Below are 12,335 nucleotides of genomic sequence, written 5' to 3' on the forward strand. Positions count from 1 at the left end.
TACGCTACTATTCAACACGTCAAAATATCAATTCGCCAAAAAACCGACTTTTGCAGAAAACTTATTATCAATCAAGCTAATAGAAATAAATCTATTTTGATTATATAAATAATTGCAGAGATAACCCTGATCCATAATTTCACTTTCAACTTCTATTGGAGCGTTGCCTAACACTTTCCTTTCGGGGTACAGAACTTCAAGCCAATATGTGCAATCTTGCTGCTGCTCCTTATTCAACGGGGTTACCCACCCAGAGCTCGAATAAGTAAGCACTCTGCCTTCTAATTCCACCGTTGGCTTTTGCCCTGAAAGCAACCATTGCTGCTTATAATACCCCGCACGCTCAATCACTCGTTTGCTCGCAACCAAAAAGGCTGTGTCATTGGCTTCACTTTCAACATTTTGCCAAGCAAGTAAAAAGCTCATGATCAAAATGGTAATAACTAAAAGCCAAATGACCAAGCGTGAACGCTCAAGGTTGGTAACCAGACTAGCCTTTGATGGCATCGAGCATTCCCCACATAGGTAGGAAAATACCTAGCGCTAAAATCAATACCATACCTGCAACAATAACAAGCAAAATTGGCTCAATTCTCGCTGTCAGGGTTTTCAAATCATAGTCCACTTCACGATCGTAGAAATCAGCCACTTCCAATAACAGCTCATCAATGCGGCCTGTTTCTTCACCAACAGATATCATTTGGATTACTAGCGGTGTAAACACACCACTATTAATTGCCGTTGATGAAATAGTGCCGCCCGCTTCTATCGAAGACTTCATTTCTAACAGTCTGTTTTCTAAAAATTTGTTCCCTAATGCTTCTGCTGAAAGAGCTAAAGACTGGTTCAGCGGTACACCTGCTTTTAGCATTAGAGCAAAGGTACGAGAAAAACGAGACAGCTGGGCTCGGTTAATTAACTCACCGACGACAGGCATACGTAAGCGAAATTTATCCCACTTTTCTCGTCCATTTGCAGTATTGAGCCACGCCTTAAAAGCAAAACCCATCGCGACCATTCCAGCTACCATCATCATCCAGTAATTTACAAAAAATTCTGAGGTGGCTATCAATATTCTAGTAGGTAACGGAAGATCTACACCAAAGCGAGCAAACATGCTGGAAAACTGTGGAATCACTTTCACGTTAAGTACAAACATTGCCACCATAATAAAACTGATGACAAAAGTCGGATAACGCATTGCAGTTTTAATTCGCTTACGAGTTTCGACCTCTTGTTCATAGTAATTGGCAAGTTGGAGTAACGCTTCATCTAATCGACCTGTATTTTCACCAACATGAATCATAGAGACAAACAATGGGCTGAACACCTTGGGAAACATCTGCATTGAGCTAGATAAGCTTCGACCATTGGTCAGTTCTTGCGTCACATCTTCTAACGCTTCTTGTAATTGCTTATTCGCGCTGTTTTGACTCAGACCTTTCATAGAGCGAAGCAATGGAACCCCAGCCTTAGTCAAGCTATATAACTGGCGACAAAAAATCACCAGCACTTCAAGTGGTACAGCTGGCGTAAACAGGGTTTTCAGGTCAATATCAAACGCACTTTTTCCGCTACCAGCTTTAATACTGACAGGAATAATGCCTTTATTCATCAACTGCTCAATGACCGCATCTTCGGTTGGTGCTTCTAGGTTTCCTGAGACTGAAGAGCCGTCGGCATTTCGCCCTTGATAATGAAAACTTGGCATAATCTAAACCTAAATATAGATCGCTTGTTCAAAGCCTGATGAATCACCCTCACCTAAGCTCATAACTTCCCCAAAACTCACAACACCATCAAGCGCTAACTCCATGGCAGACGCTAATAATGGTTTGTAATTTTCAGATTGACGAGCAACTCGAGAGAACCCCACCGCGTCATTTGCACGCAGCATATCCATCATATCCTGCTCAAGCTCTAGCAGCTCAAAAACACCGACTCGTCCGCGATAGCCCGTCAAATTACAGTTCTGACAGCCTCGTCCTTTAACGAAGCTACTGCCAACTTGATTCGGGAAGCGCTGTGCAAGCCATTGTTTGCGGGAGTCATCTAAAACATCTTCCGTTTTACAGTCTGGACAAACCTTACGAACCAAGCGCTGAGCAACAACGGCACGAACAGCACTGGCAACCAAATACCCTGGGGCGCCCATGTCCATCATTCGCAATGCACTATCAACGGCGTCGTTAGTATGGAGCGTACTTAAGACTAAGTGACCGGTTAGAGCTGCTCGCAAACCAATTTCTACCGTTTCTTGGTCACGCATCTCACCAACAAGGATGATGTCTGGGTCTTGACGAAGGAAGGTTCTTAGTACGGTTGAGAAATCGAGGTCGATTTTAGGGTTCACCTGAACCTGACTAATACGTGGTAAACGATACTCCACCGGATCTTCTGCGGTGATGATCTTTTTACCCGGCTCATTTAGCTCACTCAACGCACCATAAAGCGTTGTGGTTTTACCGGAACCTGTTGGACCTGTAACTAAGATCATCCCATGCGGACGACGTAGTTGGCGGCGTAAGCGCTCTAATAAATGGTCAGGAATACCAGACAGCTCGAGTTTACGAACACCGGCAGATTGATTAAGCAGACGCATAACTACCGCTTCACCATGTTGAACTGGCAAAGTCGACATACGGATATCAACTGACTGACCTTTCGCTCGAATATTAAAGCGCCCATCTTGTGGTAAACGCTTTTCTGATATATCAAGGTTTGCCATTAGCTTGAGGCGCAATACCAGTGCAGAGGCAATATTAACTTCATTGAGTAGCGTTTCGTGGAGTACCCCATCAATACGTTGACGTAAACGCAGTACATTCGAATCAGGTTCAATATGAATATCGGATGCGCCTACTTGAATCGCATCTTCAAAGAGTGAGTTGATCAGTTTTACAACTGTAACTTCTTCGCTGTCATCACCTTCAATACTGAAATCAAACGCTTCGGTAACCTGGTGTTCAGCTTGTAGCTGTTCCGCAAATGAGGCAATTTCTTTGGTGCGTCGATAATAGCGGTCAAAGCCTTCAACTAGCTGCTTTTCTGGGGCAATAACAAACTCAATACCGTACTGGCCTAATTGACCTAGTAGCGCTTCTTGAGCGAAAAGGTCGGCTGGGTCACTCATAGCAACACGTAAGGTATCTATCTGACGACCGATAACTAATGCTCTCAAACGGCGAGCATGCACTTCTGGTAGCAGTTGAACCGCCTCTACATCAACATCCGCACGACTTAAATCAATCAGCGGAATATCCAATTGCTGTGACAAAAAGGTCAGCATTTGATGTTCACTTAAGAAACCAAGCTCAATCAGCGCGGCCCCCAGTTTTCTGCCCGTGGTTTTCTGTGCGTTTAGCGCTTGTTCAACCTGCTGCTCGGTGATAATGCCTTCTTCGACTAACAAGTCACCAAGTCGTTTTCTTAGTTTAATTTTCACTAGGTTGTTCCTCTAGGCGGCTGATAAGCGTTAATCGGTCACGAATAAACTGCTGTGTTTGGCTCGATAATCCCAGTTTGGTTATCGCTTGTTGATAAGATTCTTTCGCCGAACCCAGATCGAAGGCTCGCTCTTGCTGAATGCCTAACCCTAGCCACCAACGACCACTTTCTGGTTCCCTTTCCACTAACTTTTTATAGCTTTCAAGTGCCAATTCATCTTGCTTTGCTTTCTGAGCTAACACCGCCCGCAAAGACAAATACTCAGTAGAAGCTGAATCAGGCAAAACACTCAGTACTGTCAGTGCAGCGCCACTTTGTTTTTCTTTCATCAACATTTTTGCCAAAGATAAACGCAACCTCGCATTGTTAGAGTCGAGCGCAATGCCTTTTTGCAGGATTTCTGCCGCTTTACGAACTTCCCCTTTACCGTAATAAAGCGCCGAAAGTCGTTTACGAACATCTGCATTTAAAGGGGTGTAACGAAGCGCTTCATTATAGCTTTTTAGCGCTTCAGCCAAATTATTGCTATCTAGGGCTTTCTTTGCCCGCTCTTGAGCCTTCTGCGACAGTTGTTCCGGAGTTAACTCAACCTGCTCAATCACAACTTGACCACCACTCGCTGGCTTCGCTGCATTCGATTTAACAGGGACATCCACTCGAGCAACAAGGGTAGGCTCCGCATGCACTTTTGAAACAGAAGGTGAAGCTTTTACGATGACTGGAGAGATTTCAGCATTTGCTTTAATAGCCGTTTCCACAACTGCATCACGACTTTGAGCTTGATAAATAGGCTGTTTATCGGCACTCACTTTTGTTGTCGGCGATACAATATCATCACTATTAACCACAACAATAGGAGCTGGTAGTGTTTGAACCTGAGTGACCACTGGCGCCTGCTGAGACACCGCCCAACCTCCTACGGCAAGGCTCACACCAAAGCTACCAATGACCCAAGGTAGGATTGCCCTTTGTTTAACTGGCTTAACATCTGCTCGAGTGATACTGTCAGTTGCTGTCGACTTTTCTTTAGCCAGTTCAGAAAGCGCATTATTAATCGCACTCATGGTTTAACTCCACCCCCACAATCGCGGGCTTTTAAATTTTGGTTTGCAGCTATCGTAAGTGTCATGGATAGCATCAAATAAATAGGCATTAGAAATATTTGAGGCTTTTTGACTGTAAGCCAACACAAACGCTTTATGACAAATTTGATTAATCAATCTCGGGTAACCTTTACTAGCTCGCCAAATCGCTTTTTTCTGATTAAGAGTAAATAAGCTTTCTCTTCCACCTGACTTCGACAACCGATTATCGATATAGGCCACCGCTTCATCCAAGGTTAACCCCCGTAACTGAGCACTAAAGGTAATCCTTTGGCGAAACTGTCGTAAGTGATATTGGGATAAGCGCTCGTCCAACTCTGGTTGCCCAAACAACACAATTTGTAATAATTTGGACTGCTCAGTTTCTAAGTTTCCAAATAGCCTAAGAACCTCTAAAGCGTCATCACTCAAAGCTTGCGCTTCATCGACCAACACCACAGTCTGTCGGCCTTGCTTTGTTAACTCGATAAGGCGTCGCTGAATATCTTCAACAATTGATGTCGTATCAATAACCTCAATACCAAGCTCCTTCGCCACCGCGACTCGAAGCCTATCACCATCTAAGGCAGGGTTAGGTAAAAAGACCAATTGAATATGAGGCTTAAAGTGCTTAACCATCACCCGGCAGATCATCGTTTTACCAGTGCCCACCTCACCCGTCACTTTGATTAGCCCCTCGCCCATTTCAAGCGCAGCGTTGACAGTTTGAATCGCTTCATAATGGGGAGCTAACCCCAAAAACAGCTCCGTATCCGGAGTTAAATGAAAAGGTAGCGATTCAAACCCAAAATGGTCGAGATACATCTCAATTATTGCTCTTCAGGAAACCACTCTTGCAATAGATCGCGAGAACGCTCTAGCTCTTTTTGCCAAGTGTTCACACCTACAACAGAAGGCTTCAATAGAATCACCAACTCTGTTTTTTGAGTTAATTGAGTTGTATTACGGAACAAATGACCTAGGGCCGGTACATCACCTAAAAATGGTACCTTTGACACTTGATCAATCGTGTTGGATTTCATCAGACCACCAATGACTACCACATCGCCGTCTTGCGCACGAATAACTGAGTCTGATTCACGAATCGAGCTGCGTGCAAGTGGCAGAGTGATGCTGGTATTGCCATAACCAATTTCTTTGACTTGTTCATCAACATCAATAACCGCCGGGTGTACATGTAGCAATACATTACCTTGGTCATCAATTTGTGGTGTCACATCTAGAGATATCCCTGAGAAAAATGGCGTCAGCTCTACTTCAGGGGAGGGCTCTGAGTTATCGCCACTTCCCACTACACTGGATAAATCTGTTACGTAGTACTCATCAGTACCCACTTTAATCACTGCTTTCTGGTTGTTTGATGCCGTCACTCTAGGGCTAGACAGAACATTCAAATCACCCTGAGTCGCCATAAAGCTCAACACAGCTTCGAAACTACCACTTGATATAACAAGGTTAGACTGTCCACCAAGCAGAGTGCCAATCGTATCTAGGCCAGGCAATGCAGCTGGAACAATACTGCCGTTTGCATCTTTAACAATTGAACCCTGGCCAATAGAGTAATTAGTGCCGTTTGAGGTGAAAGCTTTCGACCAGTTAATACCTTGCTGATAGCCATCGCTTAAAGTGACTTCCAAAATTTTCGCTTCTAAGATCACTTGTCGGTGCATGCGTTGTTGAGAAATGCCGAGGAAACTGCGAACTTCACGAATTTCATCAGGATAAGCACGGACAGTAATCACACTTGCTTGCGGTGTTACGACGACACTTTGACCGTTACCAGAGCCAATAAGCTGGGAAACTGCTACTTCTAACTGTGGCCAAAAATCACTTTCATTGGTAGTTTCGATTTCCGTACCACCCTTCGCTGTGCTGCTCGAGCTAGAAGAAGAACTCGAAGAAGAGTTTGATGACGAACTTGATGATGACGAGTCAGACGAACCACTGTCTGTATTAGTAATCGTACCTGTTGAAATAGAAGTTAATGAGCGTCCAACACGCTTAAATTGGAGGTAATCAACAGGGATAGTCACTGTACGAAGGCCAGCTGGGTATACTTGAATAACATTGCCTGTTTTAGCAATGTCATAACCATACATATCCTGTACAACCGATAGCACTTCATCAAGCGATACATCGGTTAAATTCACTGTAATCGAACCACTTACCTCTGGGTGAATCGCAGCGCTAAATTCAGTACCCTTCACCAAACTAGCAAAGAATGCTTTGGCATCAACTTGGTTGGCTTTAATTCTAAAGCGTTTTATCGTTTGAGTAGCCCCTAATTCCTCACCATCCAGCTCTGGCATAAGGTCTGCCTCTACCGATGGCGGCAAAGTTTCTAGGCTACGACTATTGTTTTCATTAATAGCTTGGTTCAATGCACTTTTCGCTTCAACAGGGTCTCGATGTCCCATTGAGCAGCCAGCTAATAATGATGTAATAGTTATTGTTATCGCGAGTTTACGCATATACTTCTACTGACCTTACTGTTTTACGTCCAGAGTGAACAATTCCAATTTCCACTGCTTACCACTGCGAGATAAGGTGACCACTTCTGGTTCAATTCGATTTACTCTATAACCGCTGACACTTTCACCAGCCAATACAACTTTGCCACTGACAATCGCGCGGCACTGACCAGCTTCAAGACAAACGATACTTTGCAAACGTGGTAATGGCTTTCTCGCTACCTTCGCTTGACTTGTCGCTTGCTTTGGTTGTTCCCATCCTAAAGGAGCCGTTGGATCTTTAGAGGCCCATGCACTCAAGGATACAAGAGCCAGTGATATAGTTAGCCATGTTTTAACCACCGATGAACTCCTGCCTCGTTCCTAATGTATACACTTCTAAAACCAATCGAGCTGTTGGGTACTCTTCAACAGAATATTGGAATGCTCTCCAATAATATTTTACCGGTAAACTTTCCAACGTTTCTAAGTATTCAACAATCGCAAAGTAGTTTCCTGTTAACTCTAGTCTCACTGGATGCACATAGTAACTAGACAGTGATTGGTTCTCTTTACTGTTTACAATCGCTTCAGCATTCATAGACTCTAAAGAAACAAGACGTAACCCTTTTGTGCCTGCTAATACTTCTTCCAACAACTGAGCCATTTCACTTGGAGCAATCAAACTTTCGACTATTTCCGCGAGCTGTTTAGAAAGCTCCTGACTTTCTGTCATTAAACGCTTGTACTCAAGGTTTAACTCTTGGTCCGGGTCTTTCTTTAATTTGGCTGTCATTACCAAGATATCAGCTTCCAAACGTTGTACATTCAGCTTGGAGTTAGTGATTTGTTTAGACAAAGACTGATTACTTTTTAGCGGAGGCTCAACCACAAAAGTAAACAGACATAGCGCGATGATGACAAAACCACAAAGAGTAATTAACCACTTTTCACGCGGGCTCATTTGAGTGAACTTTTCGCTCCACTGCTGCCAATACCGCTGCATTACTCTTTCTCCTGCTTGGTTTTTAGCTCAAATGTAATAATGCCTTGATCGTTTCGGCCTATTTTTAGTTTTTCGAAACTACGCCCGACTAAGTTAATTTCATGCTTAAATTGGTTAACCCAGTTTGGAATCGCCTTTGCTTCTCTCGCTAACCCTTGTAGGTCGAGCGTTGTAGCATTAATCGAAATCGAGCTTAAAGAGATATCATCACGACCAAGTTCAGCAAGGGATCGCATCACTCCCGAGTAACCTTGTTGTTGTGATTCATCAAACTCACCTACTGCATCTAAAGAGTTGCGCTTGGCTTCAATCTCGAGTTTTAACCTTGCAACCGCTGCCACTTTTGCAGGGGTCTGCTTATGCTTGCTTAAGCGTTCGTTTAAGCTCGCGACTTGCTGTTTGAATTCAGTTTCTTGCGCTTTGATTAACTGTAACTCTTGGCCTAACTGACTTTTCTGATAATGAGCATAAGCGGCAAAGAGCATTAATAGAGTAGCAACAACTCCCCAACCAACGACCACATTTTGTAGTGTAAAATGATCTTTCTTAGGCTTTAAGTCGGCAGGGAATAGATTAACTTGAGCGTCTTGTATACCTTCGAGAATAGTCGCTAAAACAAGCCCTGACTCTTGTTCACCGTCAGATAAAGCCCCAACCTTAACGCTAAGCCTTTCACTAAGAGCTTGAACGATCTCTTGTTGAGCTTCTTCATCACAGCACACTTGCATCTGGTGTAATGACGTCCCTCTTAGTTGCGAAGAGAGATAGTCAATGGAACGTTGTAGCTCGAGCGCAATTCCATCCAGTTGCAATACGCTGCTCGCGACCCCCGTTAATGGTGGGGTGACACCGCGAATGGTTCTCTGAAAAGCACACTGTTTGTCGACAAAAGCGCTGACACGAAACTGTCCCTGCTTACTGCGTTGTAGTAATAGGAAGTTAGAAAGTTCACCTGCGGTATGTCCCCAAACTTCATCCTCAACGAGTACCTGCCTGAGATCGATCCCCAACTTATTGAGCGCCTCGTACAGCCCAATTACTAAAGCCCGAGAAACAACATACACTTGACGTTTTGTGCTAAGAGGTAAAGGTGCCGAGTCAGCGACGATATCAGTGACTCGTTCAGAAATAAGGTCTTTCAGCAAAAATGGTAGTGCGCTAGAGAGTTCTTCATCAGGAACGCTAGGCTTTTCAATTTGGTATGTTTGATAAAGGTTTGAATGAAGAACAATATCTAATGCAACATCAGAAACATTATTATCTTTCAGCGCTTTAATTAACGCCTCTTGCCAAGGAAGATTTTCAAACTGAATTTTTTGTGGAAGCTCTGTTCCTGCGACCGACGAGAAAAAGAGCGCACTCGGCTGAACCACAACACCAAGGCGTGTTGCAGCTTGTTTGCTATTTTTAAATTTACCGATCAAAGATTGAATTTTCATTTAGTACTTTTACGTTTTCCGCCAACGATTCCGTCGGCCTATCTGAACTTTATTTGGCGTCGCTACAACATTCTTTTTCTGTTGCTCTTCTTTCTTAGGTAACAACTGCTGTTCTGTTGCTAGGTAGCGCCCTTGAATACCATGCACACCTAACTCAATAACGGTCTGATACTCTTGTTTATTATCGACACCCACCGCGATAACCTGAGTCTTTAAGCCAGCGCATGCCCCGAGCAAACTCCGAACGAAGAGCTGGTTTTCATGACGTTGATCTATTTTCTTCACAAGACTACGGTGCAGCTTCAAGAAACCAACCGGCAGCTCTTTAAGGTAGTGCGTGCTCACTATCGAACGTCCAGCTTGGCCGATAGCGACCTGACACCCAAGTCCAACAATCATTTTGATCACCGGCCGCATATAGTCTAGGTGTTGAACAACTCGCGCTTCAGCAAACTCAAAAATCAATTTTGCCCTGAGTTCTGACGAAAGTTGCAACAGCTCATCCCTAAACCATTTAAAGTAATTTCGGTCTGCAAAAGGTATCACATGTAGGTTGATAGCGTAACTGTTTGAATACGTTGAACCTTTCAAATATTGAGTAATCGCCGTAATTGCCGCTTTATCAAGAACACTTTCATAACCAACTGATTCAATTGCCGAATTAAATCGCGATGCTTTTATCACTCCATTTTCTGGGTCGTTTAAACGCGCAAATAACTCGAAATGATCGATATGTTTATCTTTATGAGCATCTAATCTGTAGCATGGTTGTGAGAAGATATAGAGTTGATCCGGTTTCAGCGCGAGATCGAATAAAGTTCTCCAGCGCACGCTACCTCGCTCTTCTGTCTGCGACACATGCTTTTTAAAGCGACTCCAAGTATTATTGCGTTGTAACTGAGCACTTTTCAGTGCAGTTTCTGCCTCATCAATAATTCTAGTTGGACTTTCACCTTCACGGTACATACTGACACCGATGTGTGCCCAGTCATCAAGGGCAAGAGGCTGTGGAGGCTGAATCTTGGCAAGCTGCTTTAAACATTGCCCTGCAATATTAGAGATTTCTTTACTCGATAGATTAGGTGCAAAAATGGCAAAGTCTGAGCTGTAATAACGCGATAAGATGACCTCAGGGTAACGTTGAATCACATTATTCAAACCTTCACCAACTTCAACTAGGAAATCGTTGGCGATCTGTTTGCCTTGTTCCTCTTGAACATCCTCCCAGTCATTCACTCTTAGTAGCATTACGCCACCATGGGAACCATGTTCTGAAAGTGCCGATTCAAGTTTACTATCAAATAAAACTCGATTTGCTGTTCCCGTCAGCTGATCTAAGAACGTTTGTGTTCGAATAAAAGTATCAAACCGACTACGTTCTTGACGTGCATCTTGTAGCTCTTCGATCAGACGATCTAGTGCTTCGCTAGCGGTATAAGGCCATTCACGCAGATCGCCTTGTGCATATTCTTCGACTCGACCTGCTAAGATCATTCGCCCACGCTCTTCTAATAACTCAGAGCCGAGCAATTGCTCTTTCAACCACTTCAAACCGCGCATCAAACAAAATACGATCAGAATAACAGCAAGTGTTATCGACCAAAGCGCCTGCATCGAGTAGCCATAACCAATGTATGGAGGTACTGCTTTGAAGCGAATACTGTACCCATCATTGCGCTCGAGTGTGTATTCAGCGTCATGCAAAAGCGCGGCATCAATTTTCGATGAGGTGTCTTTAAAGCGATAAATCACGCCATAAGAGGAACGAAGCTCCATCTCTACAATATTGGAAGCTTGAAGCATTTTTGGCATCCAACGCTGTAAAGAATACGCTGCATCGGGATCTTCCATCTCTTTATCAACGACTTCCACAATTCCTTGTAGAGAGTGGTCAAGGTACTCTTGCCCCAAACGTTTAAAGGATAGAGTACCTCCCAAAAATAGGATAAACATCGCACTGATAACAATGACAGTTACAAATGCAACTAAACGAGTACTCAACTTTAAGGTAGGGGTATACCTCATCAATAAAAAATCCTTTTTCTACCATATAACACTGTTATCGGAATGGTAACCTATATATAACAGCTTTACTATCTACCGAACAAAACCAACCAGAGACTTTGCTTAATAAGATTGTTCATATCTAATATATAAAAAAGCCGCGACATGCGCGGCTTTTTTTGAATAACAGACACTTAAAACGGGATGTCGTCATCAAAATCCATTGGCGGCTCATTGTATTGTGGCTGAGCTTGCTGTGGCTGAGACTGTGGTTGCTGTTGAGCAGGTTGATGCTGCATTGGCTGCTGAGGCTGACCCCAACCACCTTGCTGAGGCTGAGATTGACCCATATTTTGTGCTGGAGCACCACCTTGAGCACGACCACCTAGTAGTTGCATTTGACCTGTTGGCCATTGAACAACCACTTCTGTTGTGTAACGGTCTTGTCCACTTTGGTCTTGCCATTTACGAGTCTGAAGTTGACCTTCAACATAAACTTGCGAACCTTTGCGTAGGTATTCACCTGCAATTTCAGCTGTTTTACCGAACAGAACAACACGATGCCATTCTGTTTTTTCACGCTGTTCACCATTGTTTTTATCGCGCCATGTTTCAGATGTTGCAATGGTGATATTCGCCACAGCACTGCCATTAGCAGTGTACTTAACCTCAGGATCTTGCCCTAGGTTACCCATGATGATGACTTTGTTTACTCCACGGCTAGCCATGTTTTGCTCCGTCCAAAATTGGTATTGATATAGAAATAGCGCAATAGGATAACATGCTTTGCGCTTGGTACAAATGTTCCAACCAACAATGTCGATTTCCCTGCCACAACAATATTGCACTGCATCAATTTTTGGAGAGCGTTCAAGTTTTATCTAGG

At 43.6% G+C, this 12,335-nt stretch carries 11 protein-coding genes; all 11 read right to left on the minus strand.

From position 1 onward, the window contains the following. Window positions 1-27 precede the first annotated feature (27 nt). Window positions 28-507, minus strand: coding sequence for an MSHA biogenesis protein MshF (locus AAFX28_RS22285; RefSeq protein WP_408690705.1), 480 nt, complete (start codon window positions 505-507; stop codon window positions 28-30). Continuing rightward, on the minus strand, window positions 491-1,711 hold the full coding sequence (locus AAFX28_RS22290; RefSeq protein ID WP_408690706.1) for a type II secretion system F family protein: 1,221 nt from the start codon (window positions 1,709-1,711) through the stop codon (window positions 491-493). Before AAFX28_RS22290 ends, AAFX28_RS22285 begins: the two co-directional genes overlap by 17 nt. A gap of 9 nt (window positions 1,712-1,720) precedes the next feature. Further along, the gene (locus tag AAFX28_RS22295) at window positions 1,721-3,445 is read right to left on the minus strand and encodes a GspE/PulE family protein (protein ID WP_408690707.1); all 1,725 of its coding nucleotides are present in this window, start codon (window positions 3,443-3,445) and stop codon (window positions 1,721-1,723) included. Further along, entirely contained in the window at window positions 3,435-4,511 is a 1,077-nt protein-coding gene (locus AAFX28_RS22300; protein ID WP_408690708.1) for a tetratricopeptide repeat protein, read from the minus strand. The genes AAFX28_RS22295 and AAFX28_RS22300 overlap by 11 nt, the downstream gene beginning before the upstream one ends. A gap of 3 nt (window positions 4,512-4,514) precedes the next feature. Continuing rightward, window positions 4,515-5,354, minus strand: a complete 840-nt coding sequence (locus AAFX28_RS22305) for an ExeA family protein (protein ID WP_408690709.1) — start codon at window positions 5,352-5,354, stop codon at window positions 4,515-4,517. Between the two features lie 5 nt (window positions 5,355-5,359). Further along, complete coding sequence (gene mshL, locus AAFX28_RS22310; protein WP_408690710.1) at window positions 5,360-7,021, minus strand: pilus (MSHA type) biogenesis protein MshL; 1,662 nt, start codon at window positions 7,019-7,021, stop codon at window positions 5,360-5,362. A 15-nt stretch (window positions 7,022-7,036) separates the two neighbouring features. Next, window positions 7,037-7,363, minus strand: a complete 327-nt coding sequence (locus AAFX28_RS22315) for an MSHA biogenesis protein MshK (RefSeq protein ID WP_408690711.1) — start codon at window positions 7,361-7,363, stop codon at window positions 7,037-7,039. Further along, window positions 7,356-8,006, minus strand: a complete 651-nt coding sequence (gene gspM, locus AAFX28_RS22320) for a type II secretion system protein GspM (protein WP_408690712.1) — start codon at window positions 8,004-8,006, stop codon at window positions 7,356-7,358. The genes AAFX28_RS22315 and gspM overlap by 8 nt, the downstream gene beginning before the upstream one ends. Beyond that, complete coding sequence (locus AAFX28_RS22325; protein ID WP_408690713.1) at window positions 8,006-9,445, minus strand: MSHA biogenesis protein MshI; 1,440 nt, start codon at window positions 9,443-9,445, stop codon at window positions 8,006-8,008. The genes gspM and AAFX28_RS22325 overlap by 1 nt, the downstream gene beginning before the upstream one ends. Window positions 9,446-9,454: 9 nt before the next feature. Next, complete coding sequence (gene csrD / locus AAFX28_RS22330; RefSeq protein WP_408690714.1) at window positions 9,455-11,470, minus strand: RNase E specificity factor CsrD; 2,016 nt, start codon at window positions 11,468-11,470, stop codon at window positions 9,455-9,457. Between the two features lie 173 nt (window positions 11,471-11,643). Beyond that, window positions 11,644-12,177 (minus strand): single-stranded DNA-binding protein, encoded by a 534-nt coding sequence (locus tag AAFX28_RS22335; protein WP_408690715.1) that lies wholly within the window; start codon window positions 12,175-12,177, stop codon window positions 11,644-11,646. Window positions 12,178-12,335 lie beyond the last annotated feature (158 nt).

The organism is Vibrio sp. TBV020 (genome assembly GCF_046056895.1).
Classification (GTDB): domain Bacteria; phylum Pseudomonadota; class Gammaproteobacteria; order Enterobacterales; family Vibrionaceae; genus Vibrio.

Excerpts from the sequence above, each read along its gene's own strand:
- AAFX28_RS22285 (WP_408690705.1), bottom strand. The coding sequence starts at position 507 with ATGCCATCAAAGGCTAGTCTGGTTACCAACCTTGAGCGTTCACGCTTG.
- AAFX28_RS22290 (WP_408690706.1), bottom strand. The coding sequence starts at position 1,711 with ATGCCAAGTTTTCATTATCAAGGGCGAAATGCCGACGGCTCTTCAGTC.
- AAFX28_RS22300 (WP_408690708.1), bottom strand. The coding sequence starts at position 4,511 with ATGAGTGCGATTAATAATGCGCTTTCTGAACTGGCTAAAGAAAAGTCG.
- AAFX28_RS22305 (WP_408690709.1), bottom strand. The coding sequence starts at position 5,354 with ATGTATCTCGACCATTTTGGGTTTGAATCGCTACCTTTTCATTTAACT.
- mshL (WP_408690710.1), bottom strand. The coding sequence starts at position 7,021 with ATGCGTAAACTCGCGATAACAATAACTATTACATCATTATTAGCTGGC.
- gspM (WP_408690712.1), bottom strand. The coding sequence starts at position 8,006 with ATGCAGCGGTATTGGCAGCAGTGGAGCGAAAAGTTCACTCAAATGAGC.
- AAFX28_RS22325 (WP_408690713.1), bottom strand. The coding sequence starts at position 9,445 with ATGAAAATTCAATCTTTGATCGGTAAATTTAAAAATAGCAAACAAGCT.
- csrD (WP_408690714.1), bottom strand. The coding sequence starts at position 11,470 with ATGAGGTATACCCCTACCTTAAAGTTGAGTACTCGTTTAGTTGCATTT.
- AAFX28_RS22335 (WP_408690715.1), bottom strand. The coding sequence starts at position 12,177 with ATGGCTAGCCGTGGAGTAAACAAAGTCATCATCATGGGTAACCTAGGG.